Source organism: Pedobacter sp. PLR, from assembly GCF_026239675.1.
Classification (GTDB): Bacteria; Bacteroidota; Bacteroidia; order Sphingobacteriales; family Sphingobacteriaceae; genus Pedobacter.
The window spans coordinates 746,121-763,362 of sequence record NZ_JAPIVQ010000002.1 but is presented as its reverse complement, the minus strand read 5'-3'; the positions used below and the strand labels follow the sequence as shown (position 1 = coordinate 763,362).

Here is a 17,242-nt window from a genome sequence, read left to right as displayed (position 1 = left end):
AATGAAACAAAACAGATACAAAATCACGAAAACGTTATATAAATTCCAAAAAATAGATTAAAAACATAACAAAAAGCCAATTTTAAAGTTCAATTGTATATAAAACTCACAAATTCACCACAAAACACAGTACTAAAAATGAAATAATAGAAATAAACGGAGGTAATTATAGAAAAACAGATAAAAATAACATGATCTATAGATTTTCACCTGATGAAAACCGGAAATAGAGAAATATCGTACCTTTAACTACTTATGAAAGTGTACCAATTGAAATTTAGTCAGCAGTTACCTGTTAGTCTTGCAGAAGCCTGGGATTTTTTCTCTTCTCCCATGAATTTAGCGCAGATTACCCCACCTGAAATGGCCTTTCAAGTGACCTCAGACCCTAATGATCAGAAAAAGATGTATCCGGGAATGATCATTACTTATAAGATATCTCCCTTATCAGGGATTAAGCTGAACTGGATGACAGAAATCACCCAGGTAAAAGATCAGGAGTATTTTATAGACGAGCAGCGTTTTGGCCCTTACAAATTCTGGCATCACCAACATCATTTCTCTGCGATTGATGGCGGCGTAGAGATGAACGACATTTTAACCTACGGCATGCCCATGGGCATCTTCGGAAGAATGGCCAACAGTCTGTTTGTTGCAGCAGAACTACAACAAATATTTGAATTTAGAAAAAAGAAGGTAATAGAACTGTTCGGTGATTATTCTGCCACAGGAACATAAGCAGATCCTTGTACCACTCCCCTACGTTCGATTTCTTTATCGATATACGTCTGAATAGAGGATTTGTTTAATCCCCAGTTTGGCGCGATCAATAAATCCCAATCTGAAATACCGAACAGGCGTTGAATCACTACATCCGGACGCAACAATGGAATTGCCTTACAAAGGAAATCCGTGTATTCTTCTAAAGTGAACAATTTAAAAGGTTCCTTTTTATATTTCGCCCCCATGATAGAGCCTTCCACTACGTGAAGGTGGTGGAATTTCACAAATTTGATTTTAGGAAATTTATTGATTTCATGAATGTACCCCAGCATCATTTCTTCTGTTTCCCAGGGGAAACCAAAGATAGTGTGTACACACAGGTCCAGCTTAGAGTTGTCCAGCAATTTAACTGCGGCTACAAATTCCGCATGACTACAACCACGATTGATCTGATCCAGGGTTTCGTCATAAATAGACTCCATCCCCATTTCCAAATCAACATCAAAACGATCAGCATAGCTTTCTAAAAGGGCTACTTTTTCCGCATCGATACAATCCGGACGGGTACCTACAGAAAAACCTACTACATCTTCCGTGTTGATAGAAAGCGCTTCATCATACATCATTTTCAGATAATGAACCGGTGCATAGGTATTGGTATTTGGTTGAAAATAGACAATAAACTTATCTGCTTTATAAAAGCCTTTACCTCTTTCTATACCTTGTTCCAATTGTTCGCGGATCGTTGGTAGTCTTCTGGAAAGCTCCGGTGTAAATGAATCTACGTTACAATAGGTACAACCGCCATAGCCTTTACTGCCATCACGATTCGGACAGGTGAAACCACCATCAACGATTACTTTGAATACGCGCTGCCCCTTATACTTCTCTTTCAAGTGCGTTCCGTAATTATTATATCCCTTTATTCCTAAGTCCAGTAGAGTTCCCAATTGCTTTAATTTTTCACAAAAGTACGGCTTTTATTTTTAATACCTTTTCTAAGGCTTTGAGTAAATTCTAATCTTTGTCTACCCGCATTCCTTCAATTTCATTCATGTACTTCGAAAAAACCTGCAAGTAACTCAACTCTGCATGTTCCGGGCGGGAAATAAAAGCTTTAAAATCTTCCAGATCATTCACCGTAAACCCCATTCTGACAAACAGCTCCTGATCATTGGACCAATCAGCCAGATTCACCTTCTTCTCCCCTATTTTACGATACAATGCCAATCCATAAGAGAAATCCTTATATTCCGCTGTTTTCCTGAAATTTTGAAAGAACTCTACCAGGGTGCGGTAAGTAGCAGGTTTTCCAGCCCGTACTTCCTGAAGCAGTAGCATGCCCAACATGTTGCCTTTGAGAAAAGCACTATCTACCGGATTAAAATTACCGCAGCGTTTTAAGACTTCAATATCACGTTGCAAAGCCAGATCTTTCGCACCGGATTTATTTCTCACAAAATAAGGCTCCTGATCTAGTGTCTTTTCACAATCTATCACTTCCTGGGCAATAGCAGAAAGGCCGGTCAATAAAAACACTGACAAAAGCAACACATACTTATACACGAACTGGTTCAATTTCCCCATCAAGATTCTTTTCTTGCAAAGGTATAAAATACAAAGGGGCAACGATGACATATGACTATACAATTATCTAAACAAGGAAACCATCTAAAAGCTGTATTTCAACAGGTTAGTAAAAAATAGTTACCAAAACACTTGCGCAACCAAATGATTGCGCTTATCTTTATGATTATATTTTTCATTATGATCATTAGAAGAGATGTATTTCAGGCCATAGCCGATCCTACCCGCAGGCAGATTATTGAAAAAATTGCCGCAGGACCTATGAACTTAAACGCCATTGCGGAAACTTTCGATAGCAGTCGGCAGGCCATTTCCAAACACATTCAAATACTAACAGAATGCGGTCTGGTTGTGGTGACTCAAAAAGGCAGGGAAAGGTATTGCGAGGTTTGTCTGGAACAGCTGGACGAAGTGTCCGACTGGGTATCACAGTCCAAAAAACAATGGTTGCATAGATTCGAAAAACTTGATCATTATCTACAGGATTTAAAAACTAAAACCCAAGACGATGGAAATCACTAAAAACAAAGAAAAAGAGTTGTACATCACACACCTTTTTAATGCCCCGGTGGAAATGGTATTTCAAGCCTGGACAGACCCGAAACAATTGACACAATGGTATGCTCCTGAGGGTTGCAGCATCAGCTACAAGCACCTCAACATTAAAGAAAACGGTAATTTTCATTCCTGCATTCATGATCCAGTTCATGGAGAAACTGGTATTCACCATGACTTTAAGCAATGATCCGGCGATACTTTAGCGGCAATCGATGCTGGAAAGCCTGGAGACTGGCCTATGGAAATCTTAACTACCGTTTCCTTTAGCCCGGTTGGACAACAAACCAGGCTATCTATTCATCAAACCGTACCCGAAGCTTCGGCCAAAGAAAACGGGGCTTACCAAAGCTGGATTAAAATGCTGGATAAATTATCAGGCCTTCTGACTGCTTAAACGGCAATGTCATCACACATATTTATGTAAAGATATATTGAGATTAATATATATAGATATCAATAATAACCGCTTTACAGAAAAAATTACTTAGCCAGGATACAAAGTCAGAATGCGATCCGCTGAATTTACCCGATATTTGTAAACAACAACAAATACCCCGATTTAACTATGCAGCACCTGAGCACTCATAAATTTGTCAATGATTTTACGGAAGCTTTTGACGGAGACCAAAGCGGCGATCCGCAACCCCGTCAAACGCCCGGAGTTTTATACAGCAGGGTTTTACCCAGCCCGGTCAGACAACCAAAACTACTGGCCTGGACAACAGACCTTGCTACCGAATTAGGTATCCGGGAACCTGATGAAAATGACCTGAATATTCTTGGTGGTAACGCGGTTAATCCGAGTATGAAACCTTATGCCGCTTGCTATGCGGGTCATCAGTTTGGAAACTGGGCAGGTCAGCTGGGTGATGGCAGAGCGATCACGCTTGGCGAATGGCCATTGCCGGATGGTAAATCATGGGAGTTGCAGTTAAAAGGCGCCGGCCTTACCCCCTATTCGCGAAGGGCTGATGGAAGAGCTGTATTGAGATCTTCTGTCAGGGAATACCTGATGAGCGAGGCAATGTTTCACCTGGGAGTGCCAACCACCAGAGCGCTAAGTCTGGTTGCTACAGGTGATCAGGTGAGGAGAGATATGTTTTATGACGGTCGCCCTGCTCCTGAACCTGGTGCAATTGTAATGCGCGCCGCACCAAGCTTTTTACGCTTCGGCAATTTCGAAATGTTATCCGCCAGAAAAGAATATGAAAACCTGCAAAAGCTGGTCGACTGGACGATTGAAAAGTTCTACCCCGAGCTTACAGGTGCTGACAAAACCTTGCAATGGTTCAAAAAAGTGATGGAAAGCACCGCAACTATGGTGGTGGACTGGCTTAGGGTAGGATTTGTACATGGCGTGATGAATACAGATAACATGTCTATTCTTGGTCTGACAATAGATTACGGGCCTTTCTCTTTTCTGGATGCCTACGATCTTAATTTCAGTCCGAATACCACCGACCATCCCGGACTCCGTTATGCCTATGGGAAACAACACTCCATTGCTTACTGGAACCTAAGTTGTCTGGCCAATGCGATTTCTCCATTATTTGAAGATCCAAAAGAACTAATCAGCACAGTGGAAAGCTTTGGCCCTGTTTTCTTCGAAAAATTCTATTCGATGAAAGCGGATAAAATGGGATTGGATGAGCTGGTAACCGGCGATGTTAACCTGATTGATGATTTTGAAAACCTACTGGCATCGGTCCAACCGGATATGACAATTTTCTATCAATTACTAGGTGATCTTCCGGAAGATTTAACCGACACGGCAGGTGTTAACGCTTATTTTACACCTTCATTTTACCATCCTTTATCGGAAATTCAACTCGCTTTATTTCATAAAAATATCATTGCTTATCAGGAACGTCTCGCAAAAAACACAATTTCAAGAGCTGTTTCCAGATCAAAGATGAAAGCCTGTAATCCGAGGTTTATCCTCAGGAATTACCTACTATATGAAGCGATTCAGGAATTAGAAAAGGGAGAAGATCAGCTTTTCAAAAAACTACAAAAAGCCTTAGAAACGCCATACAGTAAGGACCATGACGAGTTTTTCGCATTGAGACCACAATGGGCAAATGAGCAACCTGGTAGTGCGACCTTATCTTGTAGTTCTTAAAATTCGTTTTCTTAAAACCGTTTGAATATATATATATCAATGCCCCAAAGTTATGGGGCATTGATTCTTTTAACTAACTCATAGAGGGAAAAGAAATCCCTTTAATCTTTCTGAATAGTTCTACTGCATAGATATCGGTCATACCGGAAATAAAATCCAATACCGTTTGAATCTTCGTATAAGTATCTGTTTCCTGCGTTAAAAACTGCTTAGGAATCAATTCCACCAGCTTTTTATGGTATTTTGATTCATTTTCTAAATAGGCAGGTATGAACTCTTCCAGCAAACCACCCATCACTTTATAACCAGCCACTTCAATCTGAACTACTGAAGCGTAGTTGTAAATCTTTTTATAAGAAATCCTTTCAATTTCCTTCATGACAGAAAGGTAGGGTTCTTCAATTACATCCATCAGACTCTGGTTGAAATCACCATTTAGTATCGCTTCCTGCTGGTCGTAAAACACGTTGGAGCATAAGCCGATCAGGGTGCTGATTGATTTTGCTCTCATCAGGGTAATTTTAGCATCATCGTCTTCTATGGTCGCTAAACGTTCCCGCAATTTAGGGTCATTACATAAAGGCACAAGTAAGGTTTCTATTTCCGAATAGGACAAAATTTTCAGTCGGTGGGCATCTTCCAGATCGATGATGTTGTAGCAGATATCATCGGCCGCCTCTACCAGATAAACCAATGGGTGTCGTTTATAAACCATCGGCTCATCCTGTACCTTTAGCAAGTCCATTTCTACGGCAATCTTTTCAAAACCACTTTGCTCCGATTGAAAGAAGCCATATTTTTTAGTGTAGATGTTCGCTTTGTTGTGTCCGGCGAGGGAAGCACAGGGATATTTAGCAATAGCTGCAAGTGTGGCATAGGTTAACGCAAACCCGCCGGTACCTTTGCCGGCAAATGGGTGGGTCAGAATCCTTAGTGCATTGGCATTTCCTTCAAAATTGATCAGGTCTTCCCATTCGGCTTTACTCACCTTGTCCTGGTAAGCTTTTCCAGCCCCGGTGGTAAAATAATGAGAGATAGCGGCTTCACCGGAATGTCCGAAAGCGGGGTTCCCCAAATCATGGGCCAGACAGGCTGAGGCAATAATGTTTCCGATTTCGCATAACAGCGGACAGTTTTCGTCTACCTCAGGATCTTTCTCTTTGTACCTGTTATAGAATATAGTACCCAAAGAGCGACCTACACTGGCTACTTCCAGACTATGCGTTAACCTGTTGTGTACAAAAACACTTCCGGGAAGTGGGAAAACCTGCGTCTTATTCTGCAACCTGCGGAAAGGTGAGGAGAAGATGATACGATCATAATCTCTTTGAAATTCTGACCTTGCTTCTTTTTGATTTCCGGCAAATCTATCTTCATTTCCCCAGCGTTTTGCCGACAATAATTTTTCCCAATTCATATAATGGATTAAATTGTTAATTCCTTTTACCTTAAACTTGATACAAAGGTAAAGGAATATTGGCCTGATTAATGGCTATATTTACGGTTAATTTTTTCTTAATGACACACAAAACAAACCTTATTTTAGCGTTATTGCTTACCGTTACCCTTTCTTGTAAGACAAAAAAAGCAATTGTATCTACTCCGGCTCCGGTAGCACAAAACACGGATTCAGCACTGGATAAAATGAAAAAAGATTTACCGGATGATCAGATTGAACGTACTGATACCGGGATAAAATTCACTTTCAGCTCAGAAGTTCTATTTCCTATCAACTCTTCTTACTTAAATGAAGCAGCGAAAAAGAGAATTGCAGCGGTTGCCAATGTGATCAAAGATGAGCAGGCAAACAATATCCGCGTTGAAGGTCATTCTGATAAAACAGGAACCGCTACCTATAACAAATGGCTATCAGAAAAACGTGCAGTATCCGTAAAAAACTTCCTGGTTAGTCAGGGGATTTCTGAAAACAGAATTAAAACTGCCGGTCTTGGTGATACCAAACCTGTTGCCGATAACAAAACACCAGAAGGAAGATTACAGAACCGCAGGGTAGAAATCATCTTGTTAAAACCATAGGGTCCACCTGGATCTTTAGCACATACAGCCGGGGGATTCTCCTCCGGCTTCTTATTTTCCTTCCAAAACCCCATTCTTATTCCCCTGAATACTTTAAGTTTACACCTTTGAACAATGTGTTTTTCAATTTTCAAACGTTTTGTTAAAACATTTGGATTATTGAAAATATGTTTATAGTTTTAAGGTAAGGAACATGAGTAAAAAAGAACTGGTAAAACAAAAGATTGGAAGATCGGCCATGCAATGCTTTGCAAAATTCGGATTAGACAAAACTACTCTTGATGATATTGCTCAGGCAGTTGGCCTTAATAAAGCATCGCTATATTATTACTACAAGAATAAGGAAGATATTTTCATTGAAGTGGCGCTCAAAGAGGGAGAAGATTTTATCAACTCTTTACAGGAAACCACCTTACTTAAAGAAGGGATAGAAAACCGGATTGCTTTTTATCTGGAATCGAGATTTAACTATTATAAGAACGTATTGAACATGAATCGTGTATCCGTGGATACGCTGAACAAGATCTTACCTCGATTCTTTGAATTGTACAATGCCCTGATGAAAAGGGAAAAAGTGTTTGTAACCCAGTTACTGGGAAAGGCCGTCGAAGATGGAGAAGTATACATGACGGATTTGGAAAACACAGCTTCCGTATTGATCAACCTTACTGATGCCTTGAAACACAGTGTGGAGCAACAGGCGATTTTAAAGGGAGAAACGGAAATTGATTATACACAGAGTCTTCAGGACATTAAGTTTCTGGTTTCACTGATATTTAAAGGGATAAAAAGATAGAACAGGTTCATCAAGATTAACGCTGATTAACATGAGAAGTTCTATTTGATTATGGGTGCCTGCACCGCATTACGTTGAAGTTTTTTTAAGACAACCAAAACCAACCAAATATGAACAAGATCATGTTACTCAGCCTGATGCTTTACTTTTTTATGCCCGATTCCGTCAGGGCACAAAATCTGATCAAGGGAAGCGTTAAAAACAATGTGACAAAGGAGGCTGCATATGCAGTTTCCGTACGCATCAAAAATGGCAATGAAGGCACCTATACGGACGACCGTGGCAGATTTCAGCTCAAGACCACTAAAAAACTCCCCCTTACCCTACTCATTTCTTCCATTGGTTTTGAACCCAAAGAAGTAGCTGTTCAGAATTTTTCTGAAACCCTGGACATCAATCTCGAGCCAGCATCTATGTTGGGTCAGGAAGTGGTGGTCTCTGCCAGCAGAACGGTACAAAAAAAACTGGCTTCCCCCGTCACGATCGAGCAAATCAGCAGTAAAGACATCGTTAATTCTCCGCAGCTGAATTATATGGATATGATTCAGGGATTGAAAGGCGTAGATGTTACGGTATCCAGTATTGGTTTTACCAGTATTTCTACCAGGGGATTTAACACCAGCGGTAACACGAATTTCACGCAGATTGTGGATGGAATGGATAATCAGGCGCCAGGTCTGAATTTCCCATTGGGTTCTGCCATTAGCTTAACACAACTGGATGTAGACAATATTGAGGTGCTTTCCGGTGCTTCTTCTGCCCTTTACGGGTCCCGTGGATTGAATGGCACCATGGTTATGACGGGTAAAAACCCTTTTAAATATCAAGGTTTAAGTGTACTTGTTACTCAAGGGCTGAACCATGTCAACAGTAAAAACAACAATGATCCTGTTCCGGCTTCTCCATATTACGACTGGGCCGTTCGTTATGCTAAGAAAGTAAATGAAAAGTTCGCTTTTAAGGTGAACATGCAATATACGCAGGCAAAAGACTGGGTAGCCAATGATATGACCAATAAAAATGGTCCGGGGAATGCCCTGACAGATCCAAATTACAATGGCGTAAACATGTATGGTAGTTCGACTTCCGTAAATATCAATCCATTTCTACAGGCTGCATTGGCAGGAGATCCAAATCTTGCCCCTTTAATCGAGCCCTTATTGGCCAAAGAAAACTATGTCGCCAGAACGGGTTATCCCGAATACGGATATCTTGACAATAAGGCCAAACTTTTTAAAGCCAATGCAGAATTAAGGTATAAATTCAATTCAAAGGTGGAGGGTATCCTGTCAGGTACTTATGGCACCGGAAATATCGTGTATACCAATGATACCAGATATCAATTAAAAGGCTTTAAAGTTGGTCAGTATCGTGCAGAAGTGAAAAGCGACAACTGGTTTGTACGTGCGTATACGACTTCCGAAAACTCCGGTAATACGGTTATCGCCGGTCCCACTGCCCAGTTGATGAATGAAGCCTGGAAAACCAGTTATGATGGAAATGTTGGCGGCTGGTACCCGGAATACACGATGGGCCTGCTTACTGCGCTCGCCGGTGGTGCTTCTTTAACAGATGCCAATCTTGCTGCCCGTGGTTTTGCCGATCAGGGACGTCCTGAGCTGGGCTCCCAACGTTTTAATCATTTGAGAGACAGCATCAGCGGCACCCCGATTTCTGAAGGTGGCACGTTGTTTTTAGATCGCAGTAAATTGTATAATGCAGAAGCACAATACAATTTTGCGGAAGAGATCAAATTTATGAGTGTGATTGCTGGTGTAAACTGGCGTTTGTATAGTTTAAACAGTAAAAACACGCTTTTCCCGGACAAGAACAAGCCAATTAATGTAAAAGAATATAGTGCCTATGTGCAACTGGCGAAGAGAGTGTTGGATGATAAACTGAGCTTAAGCACTTCCTTCCGCTACGACAAAAACACCTTGTTCTCTGATCCGAAAGTAACTTCAAGAGCTTCGATGGTTTACGAGGTTGCCAAAGAAAATTTTATCCGCTTCTCTTACCAGAATGCTTATAGTTTCCCATCCAATATTCAATCTTTGCAAAGCACGATGAATGGCATTAACAGTTATTCTTCTGGTGGTTCTGCGCTATTGTTGAACGGCAGTTATGAGTTTGACAAATATCCTCCCTATACTTTAGAAAGTGTCCAAAAATATCAGGACACAGGTGATCCGGGTGTACTGGAGCGGTTCGAATATAACGATATAAAACCCCAATCGGTGAATGCTTTTGAGCTGGGGTATGCCGCGCTGATTGGCAAAAGGGTGATTTTTGATGTATTGGGTTATTTCTCTACCTGGAAAAACTTTATCGGCTATGCCAATGTAGCCAATACGCCAGGGACTAATGATCTGAATGCTTTTAAAGACCATAGCACTTATACGCAATACAATATTGCTTTTAATGGGGGACAGACAGTGAATACCTATGGTTATGCTGCCAGTTTAAGTGTAGACCTTGGCTATAATTTCATGACAAAAGTGAATTATTTTTCCGATCACCTCAAAAACAAAAACGACAGCCAGGTGAATAATTTCAATACTCCAAGCTACCATGTGAATCTGGAATTTGGCAACAGTGGTTTTGGCAAGCGACAGGTATGGTCCTTCAACACCAGTCTGCGCTATAAACCAGGTTACCTATATGTAGTTTCCGGTGGCCTGGCCACAGGCGATGTCCCTAGCTCCGCAGTAATTGATGCCCAGATCAGTTATAAATTGATCAAAGCCCGCTCTGGCATCAGATTAGGTGCAACCAATATCACTAATAAATATTACTCTACCGGTATTGCCAATCCAAATATCGGAGCCGTTTATTATGTGACCTATGCTTACAATATTTTTTAATCACCTAACACAAACCACCAAATATGAAACAACCTATCCGCGCGGTACTCCTCTTACTCCTGGCTACAGGCGTATGGACTTCCTGTACACAGAAAACAGGCCCGCAGAACAAGTACAGCACCGTTCTTACCTTTAATCCGGGGGAGGAAGCTAAAATCGAAGAGGCCTTTTTATCGCTGAAAGACAGCACCAGCATTATGCTTAAAGCTGGAAATTATAAGTTTGACAACCTGAGTATTGCCCAGGTCAACCATATTTTAATTCAGGGGGAAGGTCATGATAAAACGATCCTTGATTTCTCCAGTCAGAGTCAGGGAGGCGAAGGAATCCGCGTAACCGATGTGAAAGGTTTTACCATTGATGCGATGACGATTAAAGATTCTAAAGGTGATCTTTTGAAAATTAATAAAAGTCGCGATGTGATGGTGACCAACCTTCATGCAGTCTGGAGCAAGGCCGATTCTACCAGCGGCGGATATGCTATTTATCCGGTCATGTGTAAAAATGTACTGATTGAAAACTGCTATACGGAAGGTTCTTCTGATGCGGGGATTTATGTAGGTCAGACGGATAGTGCCATCGTTAGAAATTGTAAAGCAGCGAAAAATGTGGCCGGTTGTGAGATCGAAAACACTTCCAATGCACAGGTGTATGACAACGAATTTTACAATAACACGGCTGGTTTCCTGATCTTTGATTTGCCTGATCTTTCGAAAAGAGGGGGTCATGTGAAGGTGTACAACAACAATATTCATGACAATAATTTCAGGAATTTCGCTAAGGCGGGAAGTTTTGGCACCACCTGGGGTGTAGGAAATGCTTCCCCGGGTAGCGGGATCATTATTCTGGCAGCTTCGGATATCGAGATTTATGACAACAAGATCACCAATAACAATACTTCTTCTATCACCATTGCTTCTGGTTTTGCGGTGGATGAGAAAGCCGGAGAAAAGATCAATGCGAACTACTCTCCTATTCCTAAAAACATCAATATCCATGACAACACGATAGAAATGGGTCCGGCTTTTCCGAAACCTGCTTATGAACATCGTATCGGTCAGCTGTTGGTCGCTACAGAAGCTAAACTAAATGAACTTGATCCTGCGCGTAAAAACAAAAGGATTCCTTTGATCATGTATGATGGGATTACCAGTAATATCCTGACTCAGGGAACTGCGCTTAATCCAGATTCTATCTGTATTAAACAGCCTGGTGACAATGTTTTTGTGAATGCAGATTTCCTGAATATTGCCAATCCTGCAAAATGGAAACCCAATACAAATTTCAGCCCATTCCAATGTAAATGATAATGCGAAAGACCTATATTTTTGGCTCCCTGATCTTATTCAGCATCCTTTTATCGTTGCTGACAGAACAGGGATGCAAGAACAAAACAACCACGACAACCACTACAGCATCAACAGGTTTTCAGTTTAAAGAGAAATTGTCTGATTACGGATTTTTTAAAGGTAAGCTGGCAGCATTACAGCCGGATTCTGGTATAATTCACTATGACCTGACGACTCCACTCTTTACCGATTACGCAATTAAAGACCGTTTTATCGTCTTGCCTGCGGGTACTAAAATGAAGTATACGGAAGATGGTGCGCTGGATTTTCCTGATTCTACCATCATCGTTAAAAATTTCGCTTACACCAATGTGGCGCATAAAAAGATCATGATTGAAACGCGGTTGCTGGTTAAAGATCCGAAGGATAAAAACTGGAAGGTGATGAATTATTTGTGGAATAAAGAACAGACAGATGCGCTGAAACACATTATCGGAGCAAAGGTTCCTATTACTTTATTAGATGATCAGGGAAAAGAATATTTCACTAATTATCAGGTTCCAAATACCAATGATTGCAAACGTTGTCACATTAAGGACGGGGTTTTAACGCCGATTGGTCCGAAAGCCCGAAACCTGAACTTTACCGTTCCGGGTCAAAAGGAAAACCAATTGAGCGAATGGGCCGCCCATGGGCAGCTAACCGGCTTACCGGAGCTGAGCAAAGTGCATCAGTTGCCAGTGTGGACAGATACCAAAAACTTTAGTTTAGACCAAAGGGCAAGAGCTTATCTGGATATCAACTGTGCACATTGTCATACTAAAGGTGGTGATGCTTACAATACCGGACTTTTTCTGGATTACGCGGAAAAGAACCCGGATCATCTGGGTTTTAAAAAAGCGCCGGTATCTGCTGGTGGTGGCGCCGGTGGATTGGATTATGATATTATTCCGGGAAATGCAGCTCAGTCAATTCTACATTACCGGATGAACAGTACGGAACCAGGGACGGCTATGCCGGAGCTTGCCCGTACCTTAATCCATAAAGAAGGGGTCAGTTTAATCAGGGATTGGATCAATAGTTTACCAAAAAGTAAGTAAATAACAAAAGCCCCGACATCCATCGGGGCTTTTGTCTCAACTAAACCTAAACTTTAAATACTAACCAAATATTTAATGATACAAATATGAGGGTTTCAATGTTAAGGGGGAATTACCAATCCATTAAATAATATTTGTTTATTTATCTTAAATGGAGTTTTTTGGTTTATTTTCAAGAAAATAAGCTGGATAGAAATAAGAAGGATAATAATATAGAGATGCCCAGCACCGCTATTGTTGCAGCAACAATAAGGATTGATCTTTTAGATTTGGCTGGTTTACCTGATAATTGTTGATCCAAAACCGGATCGGCATCGGCAAAAGCGCGCATCAGCTCAGACTCATTCTCTTCCTTCATCGTAGAAATCATCGCAAGAAACACTGCATATTCCCGCTTTAAGTCAGTGTCAAGAATTAATTTGGCCTCAAACAAGGTTTTATCCTCATTCGTTAGCTGATTGAAGTAATATTCGTTGATTTCATCAAAATATTTAAATTTTAACTCTTCCATTCTGATGTTTATTAGTTACTGCCAGACCAACACAAATATGCTAAACAATGCAATAATTACAACTCTTAACTCACTAATTATTAATAAAAAAAACTCCCTGATTCCCAATAAAGGAGCACAGGGAGTTTTTCATGATAAGTTGTAAAGAATTACTTCTTTAGCGGAATTTCGGAAAGAACCTGTAATAAATATCCCCAGAACTTCTGTACAGAGGAAATTTTCACACACTCGTCAGGCGAGTGGGCACCATGAATGGTAGGTCCAAAAGAAATCATATCCATACCTGGAAGATGCCCCCCTAAAATACCGCATTCTAACCCTGCATGACAAGCATTTACATTTGGTTCTGCATTAAATGTAGTCTGGTATAATCTGGTCATTAACCTTAAAATATCAGAGTCTGCATTTGGCTTCCATCCCGGGTAATCTCCGCTACGCGAAACATCACAGCCCATGTTTTCCAATGCTGCTCCTACTGCAAAAGCCACATCATCTTTGGTACTTTCCACACTACTGCGTTGCAGTGATTGCGTGATAAATTCTCCGCCTTTGATGATCACTCTTGCCAGGTTTGAAGAGGCTTCTACCAGATCTTTGATGTCAGGGCTCATCCTGAACACGCCATTTGGCAAGGCATAAACCGCATTTACGATTTTCAGGAAGTCAACTTTAGCCATTCCATGTTCCGGAAGTTCAGTTTCTTCTATGCTGATGTTCATCGCCGCTTCAATACTTTTATATTCTTCTTTTAATACCGCAGTGAAATCCGCGATACAAGTAAGGAAAGCTTCTTTTTGTGCTGCCGGAACTGCGACAACCGATTTAGATTCTCGGGGAATTGCATTTCTTAAGCTACCACCATCTACCGTACACAATTGCAGGTCTGCGGCTTTAAGCGCTGCATTAAACACACGGTTCATCAGTTTATTTGCATTTCCTCTACCTTTATGGATATCCATACCAGAGTGGCCGCCCAATAAACCCTTGATCGTGATCTGGTAAGCCAGATGATCTTTAGGTACCGGAAGTTGTTTATAATTATAAATGCTGTTGGTGTCGATACCACCTGCACAGCCAATCGTTAATTCATCATCTTCTTCTGTATCCAGGTTCAATAAAATGGTACCTGTAAAATTCGAAGGATCTAATTCTTTAGCGCCCGTCATACCGGTTTCTTCATCGATGGTAAACATCGCTTCAATAGCCGGATGTACAATGGTTGAAGAAGCAAGGATCGCCATGATCGTCGCTACACCAATCCCATTATCTGCACCTAAGGTTGTTCCGTTCGCACGTACCCAATCGCCATCCACAAACATCTCAATTCCCTGTGTAGCGAAATCAAAGTTGCGGTCGCCATTTTTTTGGTGAACCATGTCCAGGTGTGATTGCATGATGACCGTTTGTCTGTTCTCCATACCTGGAGTAGCCGGTTTCTTAATCACCACATTACCTGTCTTGTCCTGAATGGTCTCCAGCCCTAAGCTGTGGCCATATTGAACCATGAATTCAATCACACGTTCTTCTTTTTTTGAAGCGCGGGGCACTGCATTCAAAGCAGCAAAATTACTCCAAAGTTCCTGAGGTTCTAAATTTTTGACTTCCATTAAATCTCTTTGTTATTTGGAGCAAAGCTAGAAAAACCAGCCCGATATTCCTGCAAAGATCCCAATGAAAAGACAGCTCATAAAAAAAGACCGTACCGGCGTTGAAAACAACCGGCACAGTCTTCAGATATTAAACAAGGTTTGTTTACAATTAATAACCTGGATTTTGCACCAGGGAGGTATTCTTATTCATTTCATCTCTACTGAAAGGTCTGAAATAGATTTTATCCAGCCATATACGATTTTCCTGCGCCGTCTCTACAGTTGGCGTATAGGTATAATCATAAATTGTAGGATCATAATGGTAGGTCGTTGCCAGTGTTTTACCTGGTTTAAATTTACCGGTTACCTTGATATAGTCGGTTTTTCTACCCAAGGTAGCTTTACCGATCAACCAGCGACGCGCATCATGGTAACGTTGTTCTTCGTATACCATTTCAATTCTACGCTCATGACGGTAGGCCGTTCTTAATCCAGCTTGATCTGTTGCAGTTACCGCAGGCATCCCTGATCTGAAACGGATTTTATTTAACCAGTTAATGGCTTCACCCAACTGATTTAGTTCGATACTTGCTTCGATATAGTTCATCACCGCTTCTGTATATCTAAAGAAAGGCCATGGCACAAACTGAGGCATAGAAGCATCTACAATATTCGGATCAGGATCGGTAAATTTCTGTGTATAATAACCTGTCCAGCTGCCATTCCAGCTTTCTATCGGACCAGAACGTGTATCCAAACCTTTATAGGTACTTAATTTACCGTCTACCAGCAGGTCGTATTCGCCGGTTTGAATCTGGTTGGCAGGATCAACATTTCCTACTACCTTATCTCTTGGTTTCCATCCTGAGCCATCATACAATACCGTTGCATAAAAGCGCGGATCACGATTCTGGTAAGGGTTTGATTTTTGAGCGGGGTTTGCCCAGCTGAACTTTGAACCATCAGCCATTTCATAATCATCTACCAACAAGCCTATTGGTGTATTTCCTGCCCAGTTTCGGTAACCATTCGGACCATTAGCCCTACCAAAACGCATGTCACTACGGTCAATAAAATACCTCGCCAGAATTAACTCTGAGGCCGCAGCAGCATCGATTCCAGGTGCTTTACTACCTCCACCCATGGCAATACTTTTATAATTCAGACGACCTTCTTCGGCTGTTGCCGGAGCTGAAAGACCTAACTTATATCCTGTTCCGGCATCCATTACTGCTTTTGCAGCATCCTGAGCAGCTTTCCATCGTTGAGGCTGATTATCGTCCTCATAAGCCAATAATGGCAATACAGCAGGATTAGCAGCCTGAGCACCGATTTCCAATGAGGAAAGCCCTGCCTTAGTGTGTAAATCACTGGCAGCATAGATCAATACTCTTGATTTCAAAGCTAAAGCAGCCAATACACTACTTCTACCTTTCTCCATACTCTTTCCGCTTAATAACCGCTGTGCATCTTCACAATCTTTTACGATAAAGTCGGTACATTCTTTATAAGATGATCTTTTGATTTTAAAGTCATCTGTAAGGGCATAAACGTTAGTAACCAATGGAACACCTCCATAGTATCTTAAAAGCTGATGATAAAAATAAGCACGCATAAAGTGCGCTTCACCCAGCAACCTGTCTTTCAGGCCCTGATCGGTTAAGCCATTATCTGTACCACTTAACCTTTCGATGGTCATGTTACAGGAGCGAATGCGGTTGTACATTTTCAAATACCTCCAGGTATCGTCTACCCAACCCAGCGTTGATGGGTTAATGGTACTGGAATTGATCAGATCAATTCCCCGGTTTGGATGCGTAAACAAAGACTCATCAGACACTGAAGAGAGCATTTGCTCTGAAAAACCACCGTCATTAAAGCCCGCGTAAATATCCGTTACGAAAGCCTGAGCTAAGGCACCATCTTTCCATACCAGTTCAGAAGAAATCTTGTCTGGTGGTTCTACCGTCAGGAAATCCTTCTTGCAACCTGATGTCAGGACTGCCATTACTGCAACTGTGAGTATATATTTATTTCTGATTGTTGATTTCATCGTTCTATATTTT

General features: G+C 41.2%; 14 protein-coding genes and 1 pseudogene. 9 read left to right on the top strand and 6 right to left on the bottom strand.

Annotation, left to right across the window (positions count from 1 at the left end):
- Positions 1 to 255: 255 nt before the first annotated feature.
- Positions 256 to 738 carry an SRPBCC family protein gene (locus tag OQX61_RS06945; RefSeq protein WP_265840916.1) on the top strand — a complete coding sequence of 161 codons (483 nt, stop codon included), beginning with the start codon at positions 256 to 258 and terminating at the stop codon, positions 736 to 738.
- Here the strand turns inward: OQX61_RS06945 and OQX61_RS06940 are convergent.
- Complete coding sequence (locus OQX61_RS06940; RefSeq protein ID WP_265840915.1) at positions 717 to 1,673, bottom strand: TIGR01212 family radical SAM protein; 957 nt, start codon at positions 1,671 to 1,673, stop codon at positions 717 to 719. The two genes, OQX61_RS06945 and OQX61_RS06940, sit on opposite strands and share 22 nt — an antisense overlap.
- Before the next feature lie 67 nt (positions 1,674 to 1,740).
- Complete coding sequence (locus OQX61_RS06935; protein WP_265840914.1) at positions 1,741 to 2,310, bottom strand: hypothetical protein; 570 nt, start codon at positions 2,308 to 2,310, stop codon at positions 1,741 to 1,743.
- Positions 2,311 to 2,490: 180 nt separating this feature from the next.
- Between OQX61_RS06935 and OQX61_RS06930 the strand changes: the two genes are divergently transcribed.
- The 3 genes and pseudogenes from OQX61_RS06930 to OQX61_RS06920 all read left to right on the top strand — a co-directional run bounded on the left by OQX61_RS06930 (position 2,491) and on the right by OQX61_RS06920 (position 4,990).
- Positions 2,491 to 2,832 carry a metalloregulator ArsR/SmtB family transcription factor gene (locus OQX61_RS06930; RefSeq protein WP_265840913.1) on the top strand — a complete coding sequence of 114 codons (342 nt, stop codon included), beginning with the start codon at positions 2,491 to 2,493 and terminating at the stop codon, positions 2,830 to 2,832.
- Positions 2,819 to 3,262, top strand: a pseudogene (locus tag OQX61_RS06925) (SRPBCC domain-containing protein). The gene OQX61_RS06930 and the pseudogene OQX61_RS06925 overlap by 14 nt, the downstream one beginning before the upstream one ends.
- 171 nt (positions 3,263 to 3,433) lie before the next feature.
- On the top strand, positions 3,434 to 4,990 hold the full coding sequence (locus tag OQX61_RS06920; RefSeq protein WP_265840912.1) for a protein adenylyltransferase SelO: 1,557 nt from the start codon (positions 3,434 to 3,436) through the stop codon (positions 4,988 to 4,990).
- A gap of 73 nt (positions 4,991 to 5,063) precedes the next feature.
- Here the strand turns inward: OQX61_RS06920 and OQX61_RS06915 are convergent, their stop codons facing one another.
- A complete protein-coding gene (locus OQX61_RS06915) occupies positions 5,064 to 6,407 on the bottom strand; it encodes a deoxyguanosinetriphosphate triphosphohydrolase (RefSeq protein WP_265840911.1) in 1,344 nt (447 codons plus the stop codon).
- Positions 6,408 to 6,508: 101 nt separating this feature from the next.
- Here OQX61_RS06915 and OQX61_RS06910 point away from each other — a divergent pair, with 101 nt between their 5' ends.
- The 5 genes from OQX61_RS06910 (at position 6,509) to OQX61_RS06890 (ending at position 13,076) form a co-directional block, all read left to right on the top strand.
- Complete coding sequence (locus OQX61_RS06910) at positions 6,509 to 7,027, top strand: OmpA family protein (protein ID WP_265840910.1); 519 nt, start codon at positions 6,509 to 6,511, stop codon at positions 7,025 to 7,027.
- Between the two features lie 193 nt (positions 7,028 to 7,220).
- Positions 7,221 to 7,823, top strand: coding sequence for a TetR/AcrR family transcriptional regulator (locus tag OQX61_RS06905; protein WP_265840909.1), 603 nt, complete (start codon positions 7,221 to 7,223; stop codon positions 7,821 to 7,823).
- A gap of 110 nt (positions 7,824 to 7,933) precedes the next feature.
- Positions 7,934 to 10,687, top strand: coding sequence for a carboxypeptidase-like regulatory domain-containing protein (locus OQX61_RS06900; RefSeq protein WP_265840908.1), 2,754 nt, complete (start codon positions 7,934 to 7,936; stop codon positions 10,685 to 10,687).
- A 23-nt stretch (positions 10,688 to 10,710) separates the two neighbouring features.
- A complete protein-coding gene (locus OQX61_RS06895; protein WP_265840907.1) occupies positions 10,711 to 11,994 on the top strand; it encodes a parallel beta-helix domain-containing protein in 1,284 nt (427 codons plus the stop codon).
- A gap of 2 nt (positions 11,995 to 11,996) precedes the next feature.
- On the top strand, positions 11,997 to 13,076 hold the full coding sequence (locus OQX61_RS06890; RefSeq protein ID WP_265840905.1) for an SO2930 family diheme c-type cytochrome: 1,080 nt from the start codon (positions 11,997 to 11,999) through the stop codon (positions 13,074 to 13,076).
- 172 nt (positions 13,077 to 13,248) lie between these two features.
- On the opposite strand, the gene OQX61_RS06885 is transcribed toward OQX61_RS06890, so the two are convergent.
- The 3 genes from OQX61_RS06885 to OQX61_RS06875 all read right to left on the bottom strand — a co-directional run bounded on the left by OQX61_RS06885 (position 13,249) and on the right by OQX61_RS06875 (position 17,229).
- Entirely contained in the window at positions 13,249 to 13,587 is a 339-nt protein-coding gene (locus OQX61_RS06885) for a hypothetical protein (protein ID WP_265840904.1), read from the bottom strand.
- Between the two features lie 149 nt (positions 13,588 to 13,736).
- On the bottom strand, positions 13,737 to 15,194 hold the full coding sequence (locus tag OQX61_RS06880; RefSeq protein WP_265840903.1) for an aminoacyl-histidine dipeptidase: 1,458 nt from the start codon (positions 15,192 to 15,194) through the stop codon (positions 13,737 to 13,739).
- A gap of 151 nt (positions 15,195 to 15,345) precedes the next feature.
- Entirely contained in the window at positions 15,346 to 17,229 is a 1,884-nt protein-coding gene (locus tag OQX61_RS06875) for a RagB/SusD family nutrient uptake outer membrane protein (RefSeq protein WP_265840902.1), read from the bottom strand.
- Positions 17,230 to 17,242 lie beyond the last annotated feature (13 nt).

Excerpts from the sequence above, each read along its gene's own strand:
- OQX61_RS06945 (WP_265840916.1), top strand. The coding sequence starts at position 256 with ATGAAAGTGTACCAATTGAAATTTAGTCAGCAGTTACCTGTTAGTCTT.
- OQX61_RS06935 (WP_265840914.1), bottom strand. The coding sequence starts at position 2,310 with ATGGGGAAATTGAACCAGTTCGTGTATAAGTATGTGTTGCTTTTGTCA.
- OQX61_RS06930 (WP_265840913.1), top strand. The coding sequence starts at position 2,491 with ATGATCATTAGAAGAGATGTATTTCAGGCCATAGCCGATCCTACCCGC.
- OQX61_RS06920 (WP_265840912.1), top strand. The coding sequence starts at position 3,434 with ATGCAGCACCTGAGCACTCATAAATTTGTCAATGATTTTACGGAAGCT.
- OQX61_RS06915 (WP_265840911.1), bottom strand. The coding sequence starts at position 6,407 with ATGAATTGGGAAAAATTATTGTCGGCAAAACGCTGGGGAAATGAAGAT.
- OQX61_RS06910 (WP_265840910.1), top strand. The coding sequence starts at position 6,509 with ATGACACACAAAACAAACCTTATTTTAGCGTTATTGCTTACCGTTACC.
- OQX61_RS06905 (WP_265840909.1), top strand. The coding sequence starts at position 7,221 with ATGAGTAAAAAAGAACTGGTAAAACAAAAGATTGGAAGATCGGCCATG.
- OQX61_RS06900 (WP_265840908.1), top strand. The coding sequence starts at position 7,934 with ATGAACAAGATCATGTTACTCAGCCTGATGCTTTACTTTTTTATGCCC.
- OQX61_RS06895 (WP_265840907.1), top strand. The coding sequence starts at position 10,711 with ATGAAACAACCTATCCGCGCGGTACTCCTCTTACTCCTGGCTACAGGC.
- OQX61_RS06890 (WP_265840905.1), top strand. The coding sequence starts at position 11,997 with ATGCGAAAGACCTATATTTTTGGCTCCCTGATCTTATTCAGCATCCTT.
- OQX61_RS06885 (WP_265840904.1), bottom strand. The coding sequence starts at position 13,587 with ATGGAAGAGTTAAAATTTAAATATTTTGATGAAATCAACGAATATTAC.
- OQX61_RS06880 (WP_265840903.1), bottom strand. The coding sequence starts at position 15,194 with ATGGAAGTCAAAAATTTAGAACCTCAGGAACTTTGGAGTAATTTTGCT.
- OQX61_RS06875 (WP_265840902.1), bottom strand. The coding sequence starts at position 17,229 with ATGAAATCAACAATCAGAAATAAATATATACTCACAGTTGCAGTAATG.